Origin of the sequence: Flavobacterium sp. 9 (assembly GCF_002754195.1) — a bacterium.
Lineage (GTDB): Bacteria > Bacteroidota > Bacteroidia > Flavobacteriales > Flavobacteriaceae > Flavobacterium.
Genome location: NZ_PEEU01000001.1, coordinates 3,993,661 through 4,018,708 on the forward strand (window position 1 = coordinate 3,993,661; position 25,048 = coordinate 4,018,708).

The 25,048-nt window shown below is 33.0% G+C and carries 21 protein-coding genes and 2 tRNA genes; 13 read left to right on the forward strand and 10 right to left on the reverse strand.

What is annotated here, in order from left to right; all coding sequences use genetic code 11:
• Positions 1-11: 11 nt before the first annotated feature.
• Entirely contained in the window at positions 12-977 is a 966-nt protein-coding gene (locus CLU81_RS16480; RefSeq protein WP_099710807.1) for a GlxA family transcriptional regulator, read from the reverse strand.
• 141 nt (positions 978-1,118) lie between these two features.
• Between CLU81_RS16480 and CLU81_RS16485 the strand changes: the two genes are divergently transcribed.
• The 7 genes from CLU81_RS16485 (at position 1,119) to serB (ending at position 5,435) form a co-directional block, all read left to right on the forward strand.
• On the forward strand, positions 1,119-1,529 hold the full coding sequence (locus CLU81_RS16485; protein ID WP_099710808.1) for a VOC family protein: 411 nt from the start codon (positions 1,119-1,121) through the stop codon (positions 1,527-1,529).
• A 3-nt stretch (positions 1,530-1,532) separates the two neighbouring features.
• The gene (locus tag CLU81_RS16490) at positions 1,533-1,955 is read left to right on the forward strand and encodes an SRPBCC domain-containing protein (RefSeq protein WP_233209727.1); all 423 of its coding nucleotides are present in this window, start codon (positions 1,533-1,535) and stop codon (positions 1,953-1,955) included.
• Between the two features lie 45 nt (positions 1,956-2,000).
• Positions 2,001-2,405 (forward strand): SRPBCC family protein, encoded by a 405-nt coding sequence (locus CLU81_RS16495; RefSeq protein WP_099710809.1) that lies wholly within the window; start codon positions 2,001-2,003, stop codon positions 2,403-2,405.
• A 161-nt stretch (positions 2,406-2,566) separates the two neighbouring features.
• Entirely contained in the window at positions 2,567-2,974 is a 408-nt protein-coding gene (locus CLU81_RS16500; protein ID WP_099710810.1) for a VOC family protein, read from the forward strand.
• Position 2,975: 1 nt separating this feature from the next.
• Positions 2,976-3,413, forward strand: coding sequence for an ATPase (locus CLU81_RS16505; RefSeq protein WP_099712788.1), 438 nt, complete (start codon positions 2,976-2,978; stop codon positions 3,411-3,413).
• An 87-nt stretch (positions 3,414-3,500) separates the two neighbouring features.
• Positions 3,501-3,944: a VOC family protein gene (locus CLU81_RS16510; protein ID WP_099710811.1), complete on the forward strand. Its 444-nt coding sequence runs from the start codon at positions 3,501-3,503 to the stop codon at positions 3,942-3,944.
• A 264-nt stretch (positions 3,945-4,208) separates the two neighbouring features.
• Entirely contained in the window at positions 4,209-5,435 is a 1,227-nt protein-coding gene (gene serB, locus CLU81_RS16515; protein ID WP_099710812.1) for a phosphoserine phosphatase SerB, read from the forward strand.
• Positions 5,436-5,701: 266 nt separating this feature from the next.
• Here serB and CLU81_RS16520 read toward each other — a convergent pair whose 3' ends face one another.
• The 3 genes from CLU81_RS16520 to CLU81_RS16530 all read right to left on the reverse strand — a co-directional run bounded on the left by CLU81_RS16520 (position 5,702) and on the right by CLU81_RS16530 (position 8,245).
• Positions 5,702-5,947 (reverse strand): redox-active disulfide protein 2, encoded by a 246-nt coding sequence (locus CLU81_RS16520; protein WP_099710813.1) that lies wholly within the window; start codon positions 5,945-5,947, stop codon positions 5,702-5,704.
• 44 nt (positions 5,948-5,991) lie between these two features.
• The gene (locus tag CLU81_RS16525; protein WP_099710814.1) at positions 5,992-6,588 is read right to left on the reverse strand and encodes a Zn-dependent protease; all 597 of its coding nucleotides are present in this window, start codon (positions 6,586-6,588) and stop codon (positions 5,992-5,994) included.
• 133 nt (positions 6,589-6,721) lie between these two features.
• Positions 6,722-8,245, reverse strand: coding sequence for a GH3 auxin-responsive promoter family protein (locus CLU81_RS16530; RefSeq protein WP_099710815.1), 1,524 nt, complete (start codon positions 8,243-8,245; stop codon positions 6,722-6,724).
• A 257-nt stretch (positions 8,246-8,502) separates the two neighbouring features.
• Between CLU81_RS16530 and CLU81_RS16535 the strand changes: the two genes are divergently transcribed.
• Together CLU81_RS16535 and CLU81_RS16540 are read left to right on the forward strand one after the other, a co-directional pair.
• The gene (locus CLU81_RS16535) at positions 8,503-9,297 is read left to right on the forward strand and encodes a DUF2797 domain-containing protein (protein WP_099712789.1); all 795 of its coding nucleotides are present in this window, start codon (positions 8,503-8,505) and stop codon (positions 9,295-9,297) included.
• Between the two features lie 259 nt (positions 9,298-9,556).
• Positions 9,557-10,636: a glycosyltransferase family 9 protein gene (locus CLU81_RS16540; RefSeq protein ID WP_099710816.1), complete on the forward strand. Its 1,080-nt coding sequence runs from the start codon at positions 9,557-9,559 to the stop codon at positions 10,634-10,636.
• Between the two features lie 70 nt (positions 10,637-10,706).
• On the opposite strand, the gene CLU81_RS16545 is transcribed toward CLU81_RS16540, so the two are convergent.
• The 3 genes from CLU81_RS16545 to sppA form a co-directional block, all read right to left on the reverse strand.
• On the reverse strand, positions 10,707-13,301 hold the full coding sequence (locus tag CLU81_RS16545) for an AsmA family protein (RefSeq protein WP_099710817.1): 2,595 nt from the start codon (positions 13,299-13,301) through the stop codon (positions 10,707-10,709).
• 173 nt (positions 13,302-13,474) lie between these two features.
• Complete coding sequence (locus CLU81_RS16550) at positions 13,475-14,422, reverse strand: S9 family peptidase (RefSeq protein ID WP_099710818.1); 948 nt, start codon at positions 14,420-14,422, stop codon at positions 13,475-13,477.
• Positions 14,423-14,431: 9 nt separating this feature from the next.
• Positions 14,432-16,189 carry a signal peptide peptidase SppA gene (sppA, locus tag CLU81_RS16555; RefSeq protein ID WP_099710819.1) on the reverse strand — a complete coding sequence of 586 codons (1,758 nt, stop codon included), beginning with the start codon at positions 16,187-16,189 and terminating at the stop codon, positions 14,432-14,434.
• A gap of 281 nt (positions 16,190-16,470) precedes the next feature.
• On the opposite strand from sppA, the gene folK reads away from it, so the two are divergent.
• Complete coding sequence (folK, locus tag CLU81_RS16560) at positions 16,471-17,604, forward strand: 2-amino-4-hydroxy-6-hydroxymethyldihydropteridine diphosphokinase (protein WP_099710820.1); 1,134 nt, start codon at positions 16,471-16,473, stop codon at positions 17,602-17,604.
• A gap of 116 nt (positions 17,605-17,720) precedes the next feature.
• Here the strand turns inward: folK and CLU81_RS16565 are convergent, their stop codons facing one another.
• The 3 genes from CLU81_RS16565 to CLU81_RS16575 form a co-directional block, all read right to left on the reverse strand.
• A complete protein-coding gene (locus CLU81_RS16565) occupies positions 17,721-20,684 on the reverse strand; it encodes a T9SS type B sorting domain-containing protein (RefSeq protein ID WP_099710821.1) in 2,964 nt (987 codons plus the stop codon).
• Positions 20,685-20,792: 108 nt separating this feature from the next.
• Positions 20,793-21,335 (reverse strand): RNA methyltransferase, encoded by a 543-nt coding sequence (locus CLU81_RS16570; protein WP_099710822.1) that lies wholly within the window; start codon positions 21,333-21,335, stop codon positions 20,793-20,795.
• A gap of 79 nt (positions 21,336-21,414) precedes the next feature.
• Positions 21,415-21,837 (reverse strand): DUF1573 domain-containing protein, encoded by a 423-nt coding sequence (locus CLU81_RS16575; RefSeq protein WP_099710823.1) that lies wholly within the window; start codon positions 21,835-21,837, stop codon positions 21,415-21,417.
• A gap of 158 nt (positions 21,838-21,995) precedes the next feature.
• Here CLU81_RS16575 and mutS point away from each other — a divergent pair, with 158 nt between their 5' ends.
• From mutS to CLU81_RS16590, 3 genes are all read left to right on the forward strand, one after another.
• Positions 21,996-24,602, forward strand: a complete 2,607-nt coding sequence (mutS, locus tag CLU81_RS16580) for a DNA mismatch repair protein MutS (RefSeq protein WP_199174573.1) — start codon at positions 21,996-21,998, stop codon at positions 24,600-24,602.
• A gap of 162 nt (positions 24,603-24,764) precedes the next feature.
• Positions 24,765-24,837 (forward strand) — tRNA-Gly (locus tag CLU81_RS16585).
• 14 nt (positions 24,838-24,851) lie between these two features.
• A tRNA-Leu gene (locus CLU81_RS16590) sits at positions 24,852-24,937 on the forward strand.
• The last annotated feature ends 111 nt before the right edge of the window (positions 24,938-25,048 follow it).

Genomic DNA, 25,048 nt, shown 5'->3' on the forward strand with positions numbered 1-25,048 from the left:
TCCTGAAAAAATTACTGAACCCTAAATTTCTCCCGATATTCGATAGGTTTCATTCCAACCATTTTATAGAATACTTTTCTAAAAGCTTTTGGATCATTGTAACCTGTTTTTTCGATAATTTCGGAAATCGAAAGCTGCGTTTGTTCTAGATATTTCTTAGAACTCTCTACTCTTATATTTTGTAAATATTCAATTGGCGGAATCCCTGTAACTTGTTTAAATCTTCGTGTCATGTTACGCGCACTCGTTGGAATATCTTTGGTGATTTCTTCCAGCTTTTCGATCGAATGATATTGACTTTCTATTTTTTGCTGCAGCATTGCAACCAGCGTATCATTATGTAAATGATTTGGTCTAAAAGTGCTAAAATAACTCTGTTTATATCTATTCAAGTCAATCGAGAAGATTTTCGCAATTTGAACCGCAATTTCATTTCCGCAATATTTCTGAACCAAAAGAATCAATAAATGAAATGTTGAGGTAGAGCCACCGCTGGTATATAGACTTCCGTCGGCGGTTAAAGTTTCTTCGGGCTTAAGTTTCACCATGGGAAAAGCTTTAGTAAAAGCACTGCAAGCATCAACATGAGTTGTTGCCAGTTTTTCGTTAAGCAAACCCGAGGCGGCAAACAAAAAAGCACCGGTACAAAAACTCGCTAATTCGGCGCCTGATGTATGTTGTTTTTTTAACCAAGGAATAAAATTCTTATTCTTCACAATCATTTCACTCATATTATCGGTCGTAAAAGCCGGAATCAAAATCAGATCTAGAGATTCATTTGATTCTTCAATAGCACTTACGTCATATCCAAATAAGCGTTTATCGTTAATTTGTTCAACGGATTGGAAAACCATAATCTCAAAAGGTTTATCGTTTTCTTTAGCCAGTTTATTAGCCGTTTCAAAAACCTCTAAAATCGCTGCTATACTTAATAATTTATAATCATGAGGAATGATTAGGCCTACTTTCTTAGTCATAGTGTTATATATTTTAGAAAAGATTTTAAACACAAAAATAAGTATTTTGTCTTAAATGACCCTAAAGTTGACTTTTAAAGCATCCTAAGCTTAATGTTAATAATCTAATTTTGTCTTAATAATTTGTAATTTTATATAAAAATGGAAACAAAAATTTTCTTAAATCTTCCTGTAAAAGATTTAAATCGGTCAAGATCATTTTTTACCAACTTAGGTTTTTCATTCAATCCACAATTTACAAATGACAAAGGAACTTGTTTGATCATAGGTAAAAATATCAATGCAATGTTGTTAGTTGAAGAGTTCTATAAAACATTTACATACAAAGAAATTTGCAATGCAAAAACCACTAACGAGGTAATTATTTCAGTACAAACTGAAAGCCGAGAAAAAGTAAATGAAATCATTGAGAATGCTTTAAAAAATGGAGCAACTGAATATGCCGAAGCCCAGGATTATGGCTGGATGTATTATCGTTCTTTTTTTGATTTAGATGGACATCACTGGGAATTCTCAGTTATCAATGAAGATCAGATTCCAGATAAAATGTAAGCAATGGAAAAGGATAACATGATAATAGTTCAAAATTCAATTAATGCACCAATTGAGAAAGTCTGGGAATTATGGACATTGCCGGAACATATTAAGAATTGGAATATTCCTTTTGCAAATTGGCACACGCTATATGCAGAAAATGATTTGAAAGTTGGTGGTAAATTTAAATTTACAATGACTTCAAAAGATGGAAAAGAAGGTTTTGATTTTGAAGGAATTTATACTAAAGTCGAAAAATTGGCATTGATAGAATATCGACTCTCGGATAATAGAACAGCAAATGTTCGTTTTGAAAATTTAGGTTCAGAAACAAAACTTACCGAAACATTTGAACCCGAAGCTACTATTTCTGAGGAAATGCAAGAACAATTTTGCCAGTCAGTTGTTGAGAATTTTAAAAAATACGTTGAAAATTTCGAATAATAAATCTATTAAAAATAAAAACTAAACAATAAACAAAAAGATAAAATGATAACAGTAAAAAACACAATTAACGCTTCAATCGACAAAGTTTGGGATTTATGGACATTACCGGAACATATTACAAAATGGAGTTTTGCTTCGCCGGATTGGCACACGCCTTATGCCGAAAATGATTTAAGAGAAGGCGGAACATTCAAATCAACAATGGCGGCAAAAGATGGCAGCATGAGTTTTGATTTTGGTGGTGAATATACATTGGTAGAAAAATATAAAGCAATTGAATATGTTTTGGGAGACGGAAGAAAAGTAGAGATTAGTTTCAATGAAACCCCAAACGGAATAGAAGTAATTGAAAGTTTTGATCCTGAAACTCAAAATCCCGAAGAAATGCAACGCGGAGGATGGCAGGCAATCATGGATAATTTTAAAAGTTATGTAGAACAAAATTAGTTTTTGAAGGTTCAGAGGAACAAAGGTTCAAAGGGACAGAGGAAAATAAAAACTTTGCTTCCGAAGCCTCGGGACTGCGACTTTGCGAGAGCATAAACTTCGCAAGCATCACTTAAATTATCTTACATCACTTATAGGATTTAATTTAAAAGTAAAAAAATATGACAAAACAAATTTGGCTGAATTTGCCTGTAAAAGAGGTGGCAAAATCTAAAGCCTTTTTCTCGAAAATAGGATTCTCTTTTAATGAAGAACACGATACGCCAAGTTCTACTTGCATGATCGTTGGTGAAGGAAAATTTGTAGTAATGCTTTTTGAAGAATCATTATTCGCCAGTTTTTCTCAAAACAAACTTACGGATACAAAACTGAGTTCAGAAGTTCTGATTTCAATTGATGCAGAAAGCACAGCAGAAGTTGACGAATTGGCAAAGAAAGTTACAGAAGCTGGCGGAACCGTTTTTTCTCCACCTGCAGAAAGTCAGGGTTGGATGTACGGTTTTGGTTTTGCAGATTTAGATGGACATCGTTGGAATGTACTTTTTATGGATTTTAGTAAATTATCATAATATGGAAACGTTAGAATTTAAAATCAGAATCAAAGCACCGGCAGAAAAAGTCTGGTCAGTTTTGTGGGATGACGAAACTTATAAAAAATGGACAGGAGTTTTTTGTGAAGGTTCATATACTATAACCGATTGGAATCAAGGTGATAAAGTACATTTTATGTCTCCTAATGGGGAAGGAATGTATAGTGTTATCGAAACTAAAATTCCAAATGAATATATGGCTTTTAAACATTTAGGTGAAATAAAAGACTTTAAAGAAGTGCCGATTAACGAAGAAACAAAAAAGTGGAGTGGTGCAATGGAAACGTATCGATTGACTCAGGATGATGAATTTGTAGATTTAGTCGCTCAGGTTGATACGGTTGAAAAGTATATCGATTATTTTAAAGGAGTTTTTCCAAATGGATTAGAAGTTGTAAAAGAGCTTTCAGAGAATTAAAAGATAGAAAATAGAGTAAAGAGAATAGATGAAAGAAAATAGAGAATAGATTGAATTAACTATAACAAACAAAAAAACAAAAATATCATGGCAACATCAGTAAACCCTTATTTAATTTTTAACGGAAATTGCGAAGAAGCATTTCTATTTTACAAATCAGTTTTTGGAGGAGAATTTCCGTATATCGGAAAATTTAAAGATATGCCTGCAGACGAACACGGAGGCTGTGCTCAAGTATCAGATAAAGATGCTGACAGAATTATGCACGTTTCGCTGCCTATTGGTGACACTATTTTAATGGGAAGCGATAGTAACGAACAGTCAGGCGATGTAGTTTTTGGTGGAAATTTTTCAGTATCAATCAATGTAGAAAGTGAAGGAGAAGGAGACAGAATCTTTAACGGACTTTCGGCAGGAGGAACTATTTATATGCCAATGGGCAAAACCTTTTGGGGCGCTTATTTCGGAATGTTCAAAGATAAATTTGGCGTAAGCTGGATGGTAAACTTTGATGAAAATCAACCAAGCTAGGATATTTCTTTTCCGGTTCAATATTTAAATTCTGCCGAAGATCAGAAGATTTTAAAGATAACTCATTTTAACCCTTAAAATTTTTGACAAATTCTAATAAAAACCAAAAAAGTTAGGTTATTTTAATACTTCGGCATAATTGTTAAATTAATTCAAAAAGCACATTCATATGTGCTTTTTCTTTGCAAAAAAAACAAACAATATCCTTTTTTATAAACAATAGATTACCGATTTTTGTCGCTTCTTAAAATCAACAAAGATAAAATGGCAGAAGAGAAAGAAATTATTCTATTAAAAGTTTCAGGACATGATAAACCAGGAGTAACGGCTGGTTTGACAGCTGTATTGGCTGCTTATGATGCTAATATTTTAGATATTGGTCAGGCCGATATTCATGACACACTATCTTTGGGTATTTTATTCGAAGTCGAAGCAGGCTCTAGTTCAGGACCAGTTTTAAAAGACTTGCTGTTTAAAGCTTATGAATTAGAAGTAAAAGTAAAATTTATTCCAATTTCAATTGAAGATTACGAAAATTGGGTAAAAACACAGTCTAAGCAACGTTACATCATTAATATTTTAGGAGAGAAATTAGCCGCTTCGCAATTAGCCGCTGTCGCAAAGTTACTTTCTGATCAAAATTTGAATATTGTTTCTATTATAAGATTAACAGGCAGAACATCTGTAGTCGAAAAAGAAGATTATCCGCGTTCTTGCATTCAATTGTCACTAACCGGAGATATTGTAGATAAAATTGCGATGACAGCAAGTTTCATGGAGATTTCGAGAACTTTAAATGTTGATATTTCGTTTCAGGAAGACAACATTTACAGAAGAAACAGACGTTTAGTTTGCTTCGATATGGATTCTACTTTAATTCAAACTGAGGTAATTGATGAGTTGGCAGAACTAAATGGAGTAGGAGAACAGGTTCGCGCTATTACAGAATCTGCTATGAATGGCGAAATAGATTTCAACGAAAGTTTCAAACAGCGTATGGCGTTGTTGGAAGGTTTAAGCGAAGATGTTTTACAAAATGTTGCTGTAAATTTACCAATAACAAAAGGAGCGCATCGTTTGATGAAAGCCTTAAAATATTACGGATATAAAACTGCAATTTTATCTGGAGGATTCACTTATTTTGGAGATTATCTGCAAAAAGAATTAGGTATAGATTATGTTCATGCCAACCAATTGGAGATTATAGACGGTAAATTAACCGGTAAATATTTGGGTGAAATTGTAGACGGTCAAAAGAAAGCCGAATACTTAAAAGCAATTGCTGAAAAAGAAGGAATTCACATCAACCAAACTATTGCTGTAGGTGATGGGGCAAATGATTTACCAATGCTAAATCTAGCCGGATTAGGAATCGCTTTTCACGCAAAACCAAAAGTAAAAGAAAACGCCTCAACCTCAATTTCAAGTTTAGGTCTCGACGGAGTTTTATACTTATTAGGATATCACGATAGATATATTGATATGATGTAGTAAAGGGCTTCGACTTCGCTCAACCTGACAAAAATAAGTGTCATCCTGAGCGAAGTCGAAGGCTTATAATTCAAAAAGGGGGGGTGAAAACTCTTGCTGAAATAAATAAAAACCTTAGTTTTCCAATAAAGCTAAGGTTTTTTTTATGGGCATGACCCGCCGAAAAAAGCGGGTCGGGCTATCCGTTTCAATCTTTTTGTCCGACGTGGCGGACAAAAAGGATTTCCACTTCTATCCCTCATGCGCTTTAGTGGAATTACAAATTCTTAATTTTCTCTGGATTTCAATTCTTTTTTAATTTCTGATAAAGTCTTGAAGTTTAAAAAAAGTATTGGCAGCAATGCAAAAGGAACAACCGGAGAGGCGGTAAATCCTTTTTTAGAAAAAAGAAATATATTGACTACAAATAAGAGAGATAAGATTCCTGCAAATGTATAAGTGGCGATTTTTGAAGTTTTCTGACTTTTAAGTAGCTCTTCAGTAGACATTTCGCTAAATTTTGTGGTTTTCATCTTAGTTTGGTTTTGGGTTAATTATGTATTTTTAGGATGAGATATCAGGTTACAGGATTGTTTAATTTCCAGCCTTTTTTAATTAAAAAGTTTTTACATTTTAAGCAAAAATCAGTTTCTTCATTCAGATGATTTTTTCCTTCGGCATCTCGCATTAAGCAAGTTTTTACAGGACAATGAGGTAATCCTTCGGTATGACCTAATTCATGTAGAACTACTTTATAGAATTGTTGGTTTTTATTTTGTTGACTTAGTCTAAAATCAGAAACTACGCAGGATTTCCCCGGATGATAACCCAATCCCATAACGCCCCAATCCTTGATTTTTCCTTTGGTTACACTAATATCACGATTCGATAATCCAACAATTACAGAATCTTTGCCAATATTATTTTTGATTGTTTTGATAATGCTGTCCGCTCGATATCTATTTCGAGGTTGATAATAAGCATTTTCGGGAAAGGGAATATTTTGCCTTAAAACAACGTTTGGGTTAATTGTTTTGATTTTATTGAAGACACTTTTTGACTGCTCAATATTGAAATCTCCTAAAGGCTGAATAACAATTATTTTTTGATGTTGCTCTTTTGTATTAGTACAAGAAATAAAAGCAAATATTAATATCAAAAAATAATGTCTCATTTATGAAATCGATTGGTTTTAAACTTTTTATTATAGAATAACTTGTACTTGATTGTGCTCACGAGCGGGACGCTCGCGCTAGCTTTGTGATTTTATTTTTCATTTAATTTGCGAAAATTAGTGAAATTCGTGTTTAGCTCTTAACAGTACACATCTCTTTCAACTGCTCCAAATAATCTCTCTGGTTCGAAAGCCTCGGAATCTTATGTTGTCCGCCAAGTTTATCACGTTCCTTTAGCCAATCGTAAAATAAGTTTTCACGTGCGACATTAATTACAAGCGGATTTAAAGTCATATTGTTATGGCGTTTGGCTTCATAATCGGAATTTAAAGTCTGTAAAGTTTCATCCAGAACTTTTTGGAAAAGCCCAACATCAGCAGGGTTTTTCTTGAATTCGATCATCCATTCGTGTGCGCCTTTTTCTTTATCCTGCATAAAAATTGGAGCAACGGTATAATCTATAACTTCGGTTTGAGTAAGTTGGCAAGCTTTGGCAATTGCCTGATCGGTATTTTCGACCATTAATTCTTCACCAAAAACATTAATATGATGTTTCGTTCTTCCCGTAACACGAATTCTGTATGGGTTTAAAGAAGTAAAACGAACTGTATCTCCAATTAAATAACGCCATAAACCAGAATTTGTAGTAATAACAATGGCGTAGTTTTTATCCAATTCAACATCTGCCAAACGAACTACTTTTTGATTTGGAGTTCCAAAAGTATCCATCGAAATAAACTCGTAGAAAATTCCGTAGTCCAACATCAATAATAAATCGCTCGAATTATTCAAATCCTGAATGGCAAAAAAGCCTTCAGAAGCATTATATATTTCGTAATATTTGAAATCTTTACTCGGTAAAATTTTCTTGTATTGTTCTTTATATGGAGAAAAACTTACGCCTCCATGAAAGTAAACTTCAAGATTTGGCCAAAGCTCTAATAAACTTTGTTTTCCTGTATTTTCTAAAACCTTATTCATCAAAACCAACATCCAGGACGGAACTCCGGCAAAACTGGTAACATTTTCGTTTTTGGTTTCATTTATAATGGCGGCAATCTTAGATTCCCATTCACTCATTAAAGAGGTTTTGCTGCTTGGAGTACTGCTAAATTCGGCCCAAATAGGCATATTTTCAATCAAAATAGCAGACAAATCTCCAAAGAAAGTATTGTTGTTTTCGTAAATCTGAGAACTTCCGCCCAAGCGAAGGCTTTTTCCAAGAAACAATTCAGAATCCTCATTATTATTCAAGTATAAACAAAGTAAATCTTTACTTCCTTTATAATGACAATCTTCCAGAGCTTCGTTACTTACAGGAATAAATTTACTTTTGGCATTTGTAGTTCCGCTAGATTTGGCAAACCATTTAATAGGAGTTTCCCAAAAAACATTTTGTTCGCCTTGACGTGTGCGTTCAATCAAAGGCTGCAATTCTTCGTAAGTCGCAATTGGAACTCTTTCTACAAAAGTAGCATAGGAGTTTATGGACGCAAAATCATATTTTTTTCCGATAATCGTATTTTCTGACGATGTCAATAAATTATGCAACAGTTCTTCTTGAACTTCATTCGGATATTTTAGAAAAAGTTCAATTTGATGTATCCTTTGTTTCAGGACCCAAGAGGCAAACGAGTTGATTATTGATAAGGGCATGGGGAAAAATAGATTTTAGATTGATGATTTTACATTTTAGATTTCATGATTAGTTTAAAATCAGGAAAATTTAAAATTTGAATATCGATAGACAAATACTAACTTTGTCACTTTATCAAAAATAGTGTTTTTTTATAAAAAACAATTGTATTTGAACTAAAGATTCAACTTCAAAAATGGAATTATATGATAAAATGTTCCAAATTCTTCAAAGTGAATTAAAATCTAAAATAAGCAATCTAAAATCTAAAATTAAAATGACATATCAAGGAGTACTTACAAAAATGCAAACTGAAATGGGAGATCCAATTCAATATTATTTGGTTTTCGAAGATAGTTTTCTAAATATGAATCAATTATTGAATAAAGAGATTGAGATTAATTTTGTGGGTTATGAATGTTTGAATTGTCATAAAAAGAAGAAAATATACAGACAAGGTTTTTGTTATGATTGTTTTTACTCGAGTCCTGCAGTTGGAGATTGGATTATGAGACCGGAATTAAGTACGGCTCATTTAGGAATCGCTGACCGTGATTTAGACTATGAGCAAAAAGTGCAATTGCAGCCACATATTGTTTATTTGGCACTTGCAAGTGAAGTAAAAGTAGGTGTGACGCGCAAAACACAAGTTCCAACGCGTTGGATAGATCAGGGCGCAACACAAGCAATCGCAATTGTTGAGGTTCCTAATCGATATTTGGCAGGAATTACTGAGGTTGCGTTAAAAGATCATTATACGGATAAAACGAATTGGAGAAAAATGCTTCAAAGTACGGGCGAAAGTTTTGATTTGATTGCTGAAAAAGTAAAAGTAGAAAGCTTAATTCCGTCTGAAGTTCAGGAATACTTTTATTCTCAAAAAAATGATCTTTATGAATTGCATTATCCTGTTCTAAATTATCCTGCAAAAGTGGCCAGTTTGAACTTAGATAAGACACCTTCTTTTCAGGGAAAATTAACAGGAATCAAAGGCCAATATTTAATTTTTGAAAACGGAACTGTATTTAATATTCGTGGTTCTGAAGGTTATGTTGTCGAAATAAACGTCTAGTGTGAGTTGCCAAACGTCGATTGTTAATGGCTAACGGTCTAATAATTTAGTGATTGGGGAATAATTTCCGTAGTTTTAAATCTCTTTCAAGTAGTTGAAGATGTGAATGTTGAAACATTTTCGTTACAATTTTGTAATAATTGCTTAATTGAAAGAATCTAATTTTAGAAAAAAAAAGAGGCTAGCTTTGAGTTAGTTAAATCTTTTCAATTTTTCTAAAATTGGATATGGATTTTATAACCCCTAAATTATTTTATAGATGAGTGTTTTGAGCAAAATAAATCATTACAGGCGTGGCGTAATGCGCAATCTGACTAAGAACATTGGAAAACCAAAAAGTGAACTGGATATTGTTTTGGTTGATAAATCTGAGATTAAACGGGTTTTGATTTGTAGACCAAATGCAAGATTAGGGAATCTTTTATTGATTACACCTCTCGTTCAGGAAGTCATGGAAATATTTCCAAATTGTAAAGTCGATTTGTTTGTTAAGGGAACTTTAGCTCCAATAATTTTTGAGAATTACGAAAGCATTAATAAAGTAATCGATTTGCCCAAAAAGCCCTTCAAAAATTTACTGAAATACATTAATGTCTGGATTTCAATAAAAAAACAAAAATATGATGTTGCGATCAATGTCGATCAAAACTCTTCTTCAGGACGTTTAGCAGTCCAGTTTTCTAACGCTAAGTATAAATTTTACGGAGATTTACATGAAGAATCTCAACTTGTAAAAAGTGATTACGATCATATTGCAAAATACCCGGTTTACAACTTTCGATATTACTTAACCAAACTTGGTCTTGCAAAAAGTAATAAAATAATAGCTCCAATAGATCTTAAATTATCGTCTTCGGAAATTGCTGAAGGAAAGAAAACGTTACATGATTTAGTTCATAATTCTAAAAGAACAATCTGCATATTTACTTATGCAACCGGTACAAAATGCCTGGCAGAAGATTGGTGGGATAATTTCTATAAACAACTTACTACAGAATATAAAGAGTATAATATCATTGAAATTTTGCCTGTAGAAAATGTTTCTCAAATTGACTTTAAAGCGCCTACTTTTTATAGTAAAGACATTCGGGAAATAGGATCTGTAATCGCCAATGCTGATTTATTTATTGGTGCCGATAGTGGTATTATGCATTTGGCAAGCGCTGTTCAGACTCCAACAATTGGATTGTTTTCTGTGTCAAACATGAAAAAATACGAACCTTATGATAATTGCAGTATTGGAGTAGATATCAATTTATATTCGAAGAAAGATTATATAAAAACGATAAACTCAATTTTGAATAATGGAAAATTAAACATCTATTCAAAAGCAATTTAATAAAGTACTTTAAATAAAAAAGAGGCATTCACCAAAGTGAATGCCTCTTTTTTTATGCTCATTTTTTTATTTAGTTTTTCTTCTTGAACAAACCGTTTATCAAGTCACTTGCTTTTTTAGTAACTTCTTGAGTTTTCTGTTCTTTTTCAGTTGCAGCAGCTTTTGTAGTATCTTTTGCTTTTGTATTCTTGTTGATTAAATCATTAAGTGCAGAAGCTCCTTTTTGTGTCAACTTTTCTTTTTGTTGATTTGCAACTTGCGATGCTAAACTTGTAACTGCAGATTTCATATCAGTTGAGATTTTTGGATTAGAAAAATTCCCTGTAATCATTGCGTTTATCGGAATGTTTTGCAATTTCGCAGCATCAGCAGGAGACATTTTCGAGATAAAAGCATTTGCTTCGCTTCCTAAATACTTAGCCGGAACATCCAATTTTAAGTTATAATTCATTGATTGGTCAAAACCGTGAGTTCCACCAACAGTGATTTTAATATCCTGATATTTGATGTCAAATGGTTTTACATTTACTTTTCCGTTTTCAAAAGTTAAAGCGGCTTTAATATCATTTAAATTTATCTTATTCATATCGATAAATTTAATGTTTGATGTCAAAGCATTTAATACTGTTGAATTTTTAGAATTTATCGTAGTTGAAAGTAATTGTCCTAACAAATCTCCTGAAATAGATTTTAAATCCGGAGTTAATTCTTTCGCATCTAAGTTTCCGTTTAATTTAATAGTAGAATTCAATTTACCATTGATAATTCCGGCAATTGGAGCGATCTTTTTCATCATGTCCAATTGAGTAAAAGTCTGTGCAATATCAACTTGATTGAAACCTAAATTCATATCAAAAGTTGGCACTTTTGCTTTTGTAGAAACTGTTCCTGTTAAACCAATTGTTCCGCCAAAAATTGAAGTTTTAAAGTTCTCTAAAGTTGCTTTTTCATCTTTTACGATTAATTTACCAGAAACATCCTTTAGTTTTAAATTATCATATAAAACTGTTGTTGCTTTGGCATTGATAGTACAATTTAAAAAAGCTGGAATTTTCATCGCTTCTGTTGGTTTTGCTGCAGCTTTTTCAGTTGCAGGTTCACCGGCAGTCATAAAATCATCAACCGCTAATTGGTTTGAGCTCATGTTGAAATTTCCTTTTAGTTCTTGTTTTTTAAACATAAAACCATAGAAATTTTCCAGAACACCATTTATGCTTAAATCACTTTTTCCGGTTGTAGCATCAAATTTTTTCAGATTAATAGTGCTTGGATTAAATTCAACCAAAGCCGTACTAATGTTCATAGATTTGTTATTCTCATCTGTATATTTAAAGCCTGACAAACTCATTGTTCCGGCATTTTTAATATTTTGATATTGGCTTTTTTCTACAGATGCCATATCAAAATTGGTCGTAACATCAGCTTTTAAAATACCAGCCAATGGTTTGTCCATTTTGATTGGATATGCTTTTGAAAGGTTTGCTAAGTTGATCGTTCCTTTTAATGCAGCATCTACAATAGGATTTACTGTAATGTTTTTGATATTCGCTTTAGCGCTAAAAACGTCCTGATCAATTCTAAAAGAAAGCTTGTCTAAATTAACGTAGGTGTCATTTAGAATTCCTGTTTCATTGATGATTTTTGTGTCGATTACAATATTCTGAACTGATTTTGGTAAGTTAGGATATTGAAAAGAAGCATTGTTTGAAGCAATCGCAATATTGAATTTAGGAACTGTAGTATCTGTCAATTCACCTTTTGCAAAACCAGCTACAGTAAAATCTCCAGTTGTTTTTACACCATCTAAACCAGAAGCATATGCCGACGGAATTAAACCTAAGAAATTGGTGAAAGACGAAGTTGGTGTTTTAAATTTTAAATCATAAATCTGACCTGCATCAACCATCTGAATAAAACCGTCAAATTCTAACGGTAATTGATTAATCAAGGCTTTATTTTCTTTAAAAGTATATTTACTTTTTTCTAAATCAATTCCTAAAACTGCGTCTAAAGTCAGTTTTACGTTTTTCATATAATTGATTTTGTCCATATCCAAAGATACTTTGGCAGTAGATTTTGTAGTCAAATCTAGTTTAGAATTGGTAAAATCTCCCGTTCCTTCGTGATTTAAACTATCAATTACCATTTTTATTTTTGATCCCTGATCGATATATCTAAAGGTAAAGTTTTCGATTTTATAATTCTGAATTTTCAATGAAAGCGGTTTACTAGCATCGTCTTTCTTTGTTTCTTCTTTGTCTTTTAAAGCGATATCGAAGTTACCAATACCATCTTTATTAAAGATGATATTAATTAAACCATTCGTAGAACTAATTCCCTGAATGCTTAAAGGTTCGTCTTTTCCTTTGAAAAGTTCTTTAATACTCATTTTTAGATTCAATTCGCCTAGTGAAACCAAAGTATCACCTTCAAAAGGAGCTTTGTTGATAATAACCAATTTCTCGATTCCAACAGTTGCATTTGGGAAGTTTTTAAACAAACTTAAATCAGCGTCAGCAAAACTTACTTTTGCATCAACACTTTCGTTAATAGCCTCGGCAATTTTGGCTTTTATCTGATCTTTAAAAAAATAAGGAATGGCAAATAATGCAGCAACAATGACGACAAGTACAATGGCTGCGATTTTTAGAATTTTCTTTAACATATTTATAGATTTGAGGATTTAATATGAATATTTAACTGATGCAAAAATAGCTTTTTTGATTTAGTTCTGCGATAAAGTTTTCTTAAAAACTGTAAGAATTTTACTTTGTTTGTTAAAATAAAAAAATCCGTTTGACTATATATTCAAACGGATTTTGGTTTTTATTATTTTAATTATTTCAGAATAAAAGAAACAATCTTATTAGTCATAACTTCGGAAATTGGTAAAGTCGCGTTGTTATAACTTTCTAAATTTGCCTGTTTGTCGCCTTCGATAATTTTCATGATATGATTCATTTTATCTACGATCAGTAATTCGGCATTTTTGTTAGACTTGGATAAGTTCTCAGCATCTTGCACCGTGACTTGCAAATCGTTGTTTCCTTGCAGAATTAAAACTGGAACATTTAGCTTTTTGATTTCTGTTTGTGGATTGTATTTAAACCACGAAATCAAATACGGCTGAATACTCGACCTGAAAAGTGAATTAAGCATTGGATCAACTTTTTTAACCGTATTTCCAGTTTTTAAACTGTCAATAATAGGAAAGGTCATTTCCTCAATTTGCTTATTAGATTTACTTGCTATTTGTGCCTTTATGATTTTATCTGCTGAATCTCCGGCTCCGGCAATAGAAATAAATTTATTTGCTTTTGCTCCTGCAATCATTCCTATTAATGAACCTTCGCTATGTCCAATGATTACTAATTGCGAAAAACGTTTGTCTTGTTTCAGGAAATTAATCCAGCTTTTGGCATCTTCGGTATAATTTTCAAAAACTAAACTAGATTCAGATATTGCAGAAGCTTTGCTTTCGCCAATTCCTCTTTTGTCATATCTTAATGATGCAATCCCGTTTTTTGCCAAAGCTTCAGCCAGCATTTTTAACGAATTATTTTTCATCATCGGATTATTTCCGTCTCTGTCTGTTGGTCCTGAACCTGCAATTATTAATGCAACAGGATATTTCTTCGTTAAATCAGGAACGGTTAAAGTACCAAAAAGCTGATCGTTATTAATTTTTAAAATTACATTAGACTCTTTATAGGTATCTTGTTTTTTATCCTGAGCATTTACAAAGCTCAAAAAGAAAATAGTGAGCAGAAGAACTATATTTTTCATCACTTTAAATTATTTGATGTTTAACCCAAAAGGAAGGATTGCCTGAACACCTTTTTGATTTTGAAACCTTTTTACCTGTTCGATAAGTTGGTAGTTTTCTTCTCCGATTTCTTCTTTTATAAAAGCTTCTTTCGATTGTGCAAAAGGCAGATTTGAAAGTAAATCATTGAATGTTTTTTCATATTCAGGATAGTTTTGAGTGCTGTATGTTTTTACTTTGGCAATTTTTGCAGCCTCGGCAATAGCATCATTCAAACCTCCAATTTTGTCAACCAAACCAATTTTCAAAGCTTCAGTTCCTGACCAAACTCTTCCTTGTGCGATAGCATCTACTTGCGCAAAAGTCATTTTTCGACCTTGAGCCACATGAGTTACAAAAGTATTGTAGATTTGTTCAACTCCTTCTAATGTAAAGGCTTTAAACTTCTCATCAATTGGCACAAACGGACTATAATTAGCGGAGTTTTCGTGTGTTTTTACTTGTTCTGTATTGATTCCTAATTTAGTTGCCAAAGGGCTGAAGTTAGGTAAGATACCAAATACACCAATAGAACCGGTAATAGTATTGTTCTCAGCAAAAATTTTGTTGGCGTTACAAGCAATATAATATCCTCCCGAAGCAGCATAATTACCCATTGAAACTACAACTGGTTTTACTTTTTTAGTGATTTCGATTTCTCTCCAAATCAAATCAGAAGTCAAAGCGCTTCCACCCGGACTATCAATTCTAAGTACGATTGCTTTTACATCTTCATTTTTTCTGGCTTCTTGCAATGAACGACGCATTGAACCTTCTCCAATTACGTTAACATCTCCTTCACCGCTTTGTATTTCGCCTTGAGCGTAAATAATCGCGATTTGATCTGTTGCAGTATTGGTCAAAGCTGTTGTTATGTTGTTTTGAGTATAATCTGCGATAGAAATTTTGTTGTAATCATCGTCTCCGGTTACTTTCAATTCTTTTTTAATGTTATCGTGATATACATCTTCATAAGCAACAATATCTACTAAATGTTGTGCTTTTGCCATTTCCGGAGTTCTGGCAAGCAAACCATTTGCGATTTCGTTTAATTTAGCAACAGGAATATTTCTACTTTTCGAAATATCGTTCGTAACCGTTGTCCAGATTGAGTTTAATAATGCTGTAACTTGTTCTCTGTTAGCATCACTCATTTTGTTTTCTAAGAAAGGTTCAACGGCACTTTTGTATTTTCCGTGACGAATCACTTCCATATGAATACCTGATTTATCCTGAAAATCCTTAAAGAACATTACTTCAGACGAAAGTCCTTTGAAGTCTAAATCTCCGGCAGGATTCAAATAAACGGTGTTGGCAACTGAGTTTAAATAATATTCTTTTTGAGAATAAGTATTGGCGTAAGCCCAAACAAATTTTCCTGATTTTTTGAAACTTTCAAGTGCATTTCTCAAATCTTTATATTGTGCCAATCCTAAAGAAGACTGATCATTTAAAATAGAAATTCCTTTGATGTTATCATCTGTTTTTGCAGCTTCGATAGCGCTGATAACATCCGTTAAACCGATTCCTTTTTTATCTGAAAAAACCGTTACCCAAGGATCTTTGTATTTTCCGGCGTAATCATTTTGAATTTGTTTTAAATCTAATTCTATAACAGAATCACCTTTAACAGAAACAGAATCGTCTCCGCCAAAAATAGTTCCAATTAGAATTACTCCAAAAAAGAAGAGCATAATAAATACAAAAATACCAATAACTGTGGCAATTACATTTCCTAAAAACTTCATAAGTATATTTTTTTTAATAAGTAGTAAAAAAGGTTGGTTTGTTACAAATATAATCTAAATAGAATTTAATCCTTATACGTCATTTGTCAAATATTTGTATTATTTCAACTTTTGAATGCTGTAAATAAAGATACTTTATTTTGTAAGATTATGATTGTTTTTTATATTAATTTAGATAAAAGAAGCGATTAAGAAAGAGTTTTCTTTTCTTGAAAACTTCTAATTCTTGAGTCAAATAATGTACTTAATTCTAAAATAGTTTTAGTTAATTTGCATTAATTATGAAATCACAGCATCAAATCACACTATCTATAGGCAGTAATCAGGGAGACAGATTAGCAAACATCACAAGTTGTATTGCTTTAATACATCAGGAAGTGGGCACTGTAATCAGGGTTTCAAGACTATACGAAACTCCGGCTTGGGGATTTGAAAGTGATGCTTTTTATAATTGTGCTTTGGTTTTGCACAGTAATTCATCTGCACAAAAAATACTCAATCAGGTTTTAAAAATCGAAAAACAATTAGGAAGAATCCGATCTAATCAGGAAGGTTATCAATCCCGAATAATTGACATCGATTTGATTACTTATGATGATGAGATTATTGAATCTGAAAAACTTCAGATTCCGCATCCGCAAATGCAAAACAGAAATTTTGTTTTATTGCCAATGCAGGATTTAAAACTGAATTGGAGACATCCTGTTTCTCAAAAATCTATTACGGAATTAGTTACAATTTCGCCAGACGATAGTGTTTGTACAATTGTTCAGGATTTAGAAAATCCGTTAAGAGAAATTCCATTAGAAAGTTTTAATTATATTGCTTTTGAAGGAAATATTGGTGCCGGAAAAACTACTTTGGCACACAAAATTTCAGAAGATTTTAATGCTAAAACTGTTTTAGAACGTTTTGCAGATAATCCGTTTTTGCCAAAATTCTATAAAGATCAAAACCGATATGCTTTTCCTTTAGAAATGTCTTTTCTGGCAGATCGTTATCAGCAATTATCAGATGATTTGGCACAATTTGATTTGTTTAAAGATTTCATTGTAGCCGATTATCATATTTTTAAATCCCTGATTTTTGCCAAGATTACGCTTGCAGAAGATGAATACCGTTTGTATCGAAACCTGTTTGATATTATTTATAAAGAAATGCCAAAGCCTGATCTGTACGTTTATTTATATCAGAATTCAGAACGTTTGCTTGAAAACATCAAAAAAAGAGGACGTAATTACGAACAAAATATTTCAGCAGATTACCTTGATAAAATCAACAACGGTTATTTAGATTATATTAAATCTCAAACAGATTTAAATGTCTTGATTATCGACGTTTCAGAGCGCGATTTTGTAAAAAAACACGAAGATTATCTTTTTATTCTTGACGAAATTAAGAAGAAAATAGGTTAATGTGTCAATGGGATAATGTGTCAATGAGATAATTAGACAATTGCCTATATTTAATTCTCTAATTAAGCAGTTTCAATAATTATCTCATTTTCTTATTTTCACATTATCTAATTAAATTATCTCTTAAGCGAAAAATGACCTCTTAAAACAGGATGCTCATTATCTATTTTCATTGCGTACCAATAATCAGAAGCAGGTAGAGGATTTTTATCCAAAGTTCCGTCCCAACTCATTTTAGAACTATTTAACTGCGCGACAAGTTTTCCATAACGATCAAAAATTGTTACTTGAGCCTGTGGATAATTTTCCATTCCGTCAACTTCCCATGAATCATTAAAAGAATCGTTGTTTGGAGTGAAAAATGCTGGAAAACTTACTACAATAAATTTGAAAGTATCGCCTCCACAGCGATTTTTTTCCTGAACAAATGCAGTCTTTAATCCTGCAGGAACATCATAGAAAACATTCGAGTCCTGAAAAGTTAATCCATCTACGGAATATTCATAATAATCTGCGTCTTTAGTAAGATAAATTACAACTCGTGTTCCGTTAACATCAACTCTTGAGATTTTGGGAGTTAGATGCTCGTTGACGATAATTGTTTTTTCACTTGGACAGTTTTCCGGATCTGGACTTATAACTTTAACCGTGTATGTTCCGGGAGTTGTAACTGTAATTATCTGAGCGGTTTCGCCGGTGCTCCATTTATAAGTCATTCCTGCGATTCCTGCGTCGAGATTGACTTTTTGATTTTGGCATAATATTTTAGTTTCATCAGTAACTACAGGCGGAGTATAGATTTTGATGTCTACAGGAATACGCGTGCTATTGATACAGCCATTATTTGAAGCCTCAGCATAATAAGTAGTATTTGTCGAAATTGTTGGAGTTGTAAAGCTTTCTCCTGTAAATAAACTTGGACCGCCAGTCGATGTTGCGTACCAATTGATGTTGCCAATATTTGAACTTGCCTGAATAGTTACAGATCCCGGACCACAATTATAATAAAAAGGTTGTCCGGCAATAGGTTGTGCCGGTGTTGCATTAACTGTTGCTGTAACGGCTTTTCGGTTTGATTCGCAACCCGCATCTACATAGTAAGTTGTGGTTGAAGTTATTGTAGGAGTTGTAAAAGAATTTCCTGTTTTTAATGCGGTTCCGCCTGTGGCTGTTGCGTACCAACTAATTGTTGCTCCTGTTGTTGCAGTAGCATTAAAAGTAAAAGTTCCTGAATCACAAGCCGCATCTGGATTTGCTCCAGGTGTTGCAACCGGAATTGTTATTTTTGTACTGGCAGCTATTTCTAAAGGTGCTTCTCCAGGTGAACCTCCATATTCTACAATATAACCTTTAGGTTGGTAATCACCACTTGTATCACCACTATTTGATAAGTCATTCCACGAACCTCGTATTCCAACTCCGGGTTGTGTAATGTGAGCATAATCTTCGTCTCCCTGGTTGTTTGGTTCGCCTGTATTCCAGAAAGTATATGACATTACTGTTCCTGCTTCTGGTCCGGTTACCCATTTCCAAACACCTTCTGTTTCTGCATCACTTCCTCCAATCCATCCGGTTCCAGATGCTTGTTCGCCACTTAACTTAGCTTCATCGGCAGTTAATAAAGTAGCGAGATATCCTTTAAGACCATAATAAGTACTGTTTTCAGCAGCAAATTTTGCAGATGACCAGCTAATACCAATGCTGGGAACATACAAATAAAAATGCTTTGTAGAAGGCAGGTAATTTGCCTGACCAATTGTTATTGAGAAAGTTCTTGTACCTGAAGCTGTAGCCGAAGAATTTGAGAATACAACATCTTTAATAGCAGCTTCTAATTCAGAATATGGAACGTTTCCTCCAGTTGGACTTGATAAGACCAATTTCCCTTCAAGAGGATACCAAGCTTGTACAATTGTTGAATGTGAGGCAGGGTTCTGAATTTCTATTTTATCTAAACCACTAGAATAACCTGAAGAAATCTGAATATAAGCAGCTTGTGTTCCAGGTTCTGCAAGATCATGAGTAATTGTAATAGAAGGTGCAATTTTTATAGAAGTTAACGGGCAATAGAATTGATCGTCTGTTGCTCTAATTATAGGCGGTGCAATTGAAGTTGCATTGCAATTGTTTGAATAAAGAGCTGCATTGTCTTTTGCTGTCCAATTTGTTGTTGAATAGCTCGCATTATCTACCTGAATACAAGTTAGACTGGAATTAAATCGAAAATCTACAGAAGTAAGCGAAGTGTTTTTTCCGTTTTTTAAATTCAGATTGGTTAATTGATTGTTGTTACACCAAAAATTAAACAAATTGATGTTTTTAGAAAGATCTAAACTAGTCAATTGGTTTTGATGGCAGTTTAAAACGTTCAGAGCTGTATTGTTACTAACATTTAAAGCTGTTAAACTATTATTGCTGACATTTAAGTTATCCAGAGCTGTATTTACAGAAATGTTAAGGTTTGATAAATTATTAAAACTGCAATTTAGACTTCTTAAAAGAAGATTTGTAGAAAGATCTAAACTTGTCAATTGATTACTATAACAGTTCAAAGATGTTAGCGAAGTATTTTTGCTGACATTTACAGTTGTAAGTTGATTGTTGAAACAAAATAAAGTTTCCAAGAGTATGTTGTTAGAGACATCAATGCTGGGAAATTTATTGTACTCTAAAAATAAAATTTGCAGTGCTGTATTATTTGAAAGATCAAGACTTGATAAATTATTATAACTACAATCTAAGTATTGGAGGTTTATATTGTTCGTTAGATTTAAAAATGTAATATTGTTTTTTTGACTAAGATCATTATTGTATAGTCCCAGATCTAATTTTTGTAATTTTACAAAGCCTTCAATTCCGGTTAAATTAGTAATATTTTTACCGGGAATTATCAATGATGTTACATTGGCGATATTAGCTGTTAAAACTTTTCCGTCAATAGTACCGCTGTCAATATTTAAATCTATTAAAGCTTGTTCAAAATTTGGATCTGGAATTGATGTGTCTTGTGCATGCCCGAAAAAACCTGACAGCAATAAAAAAAATAACAGAGATATTTTTAAGAAATTAACATTTTTCATTTTATAAAAGTATCAATTTTATAATAATAAAAAAATATATTTACATTTCTAACATTTAAAAGTGTAATTCAATATAAAATAACAATCTAATTCTTTCGAAGTTGTTTTCTAGATTTTAGCTGGCCAGTTTAACTTCTGGAATAAATCCCAAACTACGATTCCGGCACTCACAGCAATATTCAAAGAATGCTTGGTTCCTAATTGCGGAATTTCGATACAACCATCACAAATTGCAACAGCTTCCTGAGCAACACCATAAACTTCGTTTCCAAAAACCAGTGCATATTTCTGATCCTTTTCTACTTTGAAATCCTGAAGAAAAACAGAACTTTCGACCTGTTCAATAGCAAGCGTTAAAACATTGTCTTTTTTTAGATTTTCAATAACTTCCAAAACATTTTCATGATGTTCCCAAGCTACAGTTTCAGTAGCACCAAGAGCAGTTTTATGGATTTCTTTGTTTGGAGGCGTAGCAGTAATACCGCAAAGAATTATCTTCTCGATCAAAAAAGCATCTGCAGTTCTAAATACAGAACCTATATTGTGCAAACTACGAATATCGTCTAATACCAAAATTAGAGGAGTTTTGTCAGATTTTTTAAAATCTTCGATAGATTTTCTGTCTAGTTCGCTATTTTCCAGTTTTCTCATTTGTGTTGGATTCAGGTCATAAAAAAAGCTTCCAAAGATAAGGAAGCTTTTTCGATTATTTTATTTTTGTTTTCTCAGATTAGCTTTTTACTGGATCTGGTAAAACTGTACCTTTAATAGTAAGTACTTTTGTTGGTTGTCCTTCAGCGTTAGAAGTAACCGTTACGGTTTTTGTAAATGCACCAACTCTGTCAGTAGCATATTTTACACCAATAATACCTTTAGCACCTGGAGCGATTGGCTCTTTTGGAGTTGTTGGTACAGTACAACCACAAGATCCTTGTGTATTTGTAATGATTAATGGTTTAGTTCCGTTGTTTACAAAAACGAATTCACGTTTTCCATCAGCATTGTGAGCGATAGTTCCGTAATCAATAGTTTCTGTTTCGAAAGCCATTCCAGCACCTTCAACTTTAGCAACTTTAGCTTTTTTAGTGCTTTGAGCGTTAGAAGCTGTAATTCCAACTACAGCTAACATAGCGATTAAGATTATTTTTTTCATCTTTTAGAGTCTTTGTTTTAATTATGAACAAATCTATATAAAATTCTTATATCTCAACTTAAAAATTCCTTAAAATATTTTAATTTTTGAAGGGCTTCGATATTCCTTTAAAATATTATAAATTCGCTGTCTTAATTTTTCATTTAAAATACAATAATTTGGCAGCGAAAGACAAAGTGGTGAAAGAAACACCCTTAATGAAACAGTACAACGAAATCAAGAGAAAATATCCTGATGCATGTCTGCTTTTCAGAGTAGGAGATTTTTATGAAACCTTTGGAGAAGATGCTGTTAGAGCGTCAAAAATCCTTGGTATCACACTAACCAAAAGAGGCGCGGGATCTGAAACCGAAACAGCGTTGGCGGGTTTTCCACATCATTCTATTAATACGTATTTGCCAAAATTGGTCAAAGCCGGACTTCGTGTAGCGATCTGTGATCAGCTTGAAGATCCAAAAATGACCAAAACTATCGTGAAACGTGGCGTTACTGAATTGGTAACACCCGGAGTTTCCTTAAATGATGAAGTTTTACAATCAAAAACAAACAACTTTTTAGCATCAGTTTATTTTGCTAATAAAAGCATCGGAGTTTCTTTTCTGGATGTTTCTACAGGAGAGTTTTTAACCGCTCAGGGAAATGCAGAATATATAGATAAATTATTGCAGAATTTTAACCCGAGTGAGATTCTGGTTCCAAAGAATAATAAGATGGATTTCAAAGCTTCTTTTGGAGAAGATTTCCATACTTTTTATTTAGAAGATTGGATTTATAAAGAAGATTATGCTTTAGAAACTTTGACTAAACATTTTCAAACCGTTTCCTTAAAAGGTTTTGGAGTTGAAGAGTTAAAAGAAGGAATTATTGCTTCAGGGGCAATTCTTTATTATTTGTCAGAAACACAACATAATCGGGTACAACATATCACTGCGATTCAGCGTATTGCAGAAGATGCTTATGTTTGGATGGATCGTTTTACCATTAGAAACTTAGAATTATATCACAGTTATAATCCAAATGCCGTAACGCTTTTGGATGTAATTGACAGAACGCTTTCGCCGATGGGAGGACGTTTGTTGAAACGTTGGCTGGCTTTACCTCTAAAAGATAGTGCTAAAATCAAAAATCGTCACGATGTCGTTACGTATTTAAAATCAGATCCTGAAGTTTTACAAAACATTCAATATCAGATTAAGCAAATTTCAGATTTAGAGCGTTTGATTTCTAAAATTGCAGCCGGAAAAGTTTCGCCTCGTGAAATTGTTTATCTGAAAGAATCTTTGGATGCTATTATTCCAATAAAAACTTTGGCGTTGGCAAGTCCGCAGGAAGCTGTGAAAATTATTGGAGACAGTTTGCATGCTTGTGATCTTTTAAGAGAGAAAATTAAAACAACCTTAAATCAGGATGCGCCCGTTGCGATTGCAAAAGGAAATGCAATTGCAAAAGGAATTAGTGAAGAATTAGATGATTTACGCGCTATTTCTACTTCAGGAAAAGAATTTTTAGAAGGAATCGAAAAAAGAGAATCTGAGAGAACCGGAATTTCTTCTTTGAAAATATCCTTCAATAATGTTTTTGGATATTATATCGAAGTTAGAAATACACACAAAGATAAAGTTCCGGCAGAATGGATTCGTAAACAAACCTTAGTAAATGCTGAGCGTTATATTACTGAAGAATTAAAAGAGTACGAAACAAAAATTTTAGGAGCCGAGGAAAAGATTCATAAAATTGAAAGTGAGCTTTTTGAACAATTAATTGCCTGGATTGCTACGTATATTAAACCGGTTCAAATGAACGCTAATCTGGTGGCGCAATTAGATTGTTTGTGTTCATTTACACAATTGGCAATCGAGAATCAATATGTATGTCCGGAAATCGATGAAACTTTTGAACTCGATATCAAAAATGGACGTCATCCTGTAATTGAAAAACAATTGCCGGTTGGAACACCTTATATTGCCAATGATGTTTTCTTAGATAGAGAAACGCAGCAAATTATTATGATTACCGGTCCTAATATGTCTGGTAAGTCGGCTATTTTAAGACAAACCGCATTAATTGTATTGTTGGCTCAAATGGGATGTTTTGTTCCGGCTGATAGTGTGAGAATGGGAATTGTAGATAAGATTTTTACCAGAGTAGGAGCGTCGGATAATATTTCGATGGGAGAATCTACTTTTATGGTCGAAATGAATGAAACGGCTTCTATTTTGAATAATATCTCAGATCGAAGTTTAGTTCTTTTAGATGAAATTGGTAGAGGAACTAGTACTTATGACGGAATTTCGATTGCTTGGGCTATTGCCGAATTTCTACATGAACATCCGGGAAGACCTAAAACATTATTTGCAACGCATTATCATGAATTGAATGAAATGACAGAGTCTCTGACTAGAATTCAGAATTATAATGTTGCAGTAAAAGAATTAAAAGATACAGTTCTTTTTGTTCGTAAGCTGATAAAAGGAGGAAGTGCACATAGTTTTGGAATTCACGTTGCTAAAATGGCGGGAATGCCTCAAATCGTAATTTTAAAAGCGCAAAAGCTATTAAAGAAATTAGAGAAGAATCATTCAAGCGAATCTTTAAACGGAGTAAAATCTGCTGCGGATGAAATGCAAATGAGTTTCTTTAATTTAGATGATCCTTTGTTAGAAGAAATAAAAGAAGAGATTCTGAGTCTTGATATAAATGCGATAACTCCGGTCGAAGCATTGATGAAGCTGAATGAAATCAAGCGAATGTTAGTTAAGAAATAAAATCAAAAAAAGTTTTCAAGTTTAAAGTTTAGGTTATCAGAAAGTTATAAAATAAGTGAATTTTTTTTTGGAAAAACGCTTGTGTAATTGAATAAATGTCCTAAATTTGCACTCGCAATACACAACAAGTCAAGTATTGCGGTTCTTACAAGAATTTGAAATGCGAAAATAGCTCAGTTGGTAGAGCGCGACCTTGCCAAGGTCGAGGTCGCGGGTTCGAGCCCCGTTTTTCGCTCAAAACCATATAATGCTCGGATGGTGAAATTGGTAGACACGCTGGACTTAAAATCCAGTGAACAGCAATGTTCGTGCGGGTTCAAGTCCCGCTCTGAGTACTAAAGCCTCTTCTTTTGAAGAGGCTTTTTTTATTGTGTAAACTCACACGGCTTAAAATAAATTTACAAAGTAAATTTGTTTAAAAGATTCTAAGGTTTGAAATCAGCAAT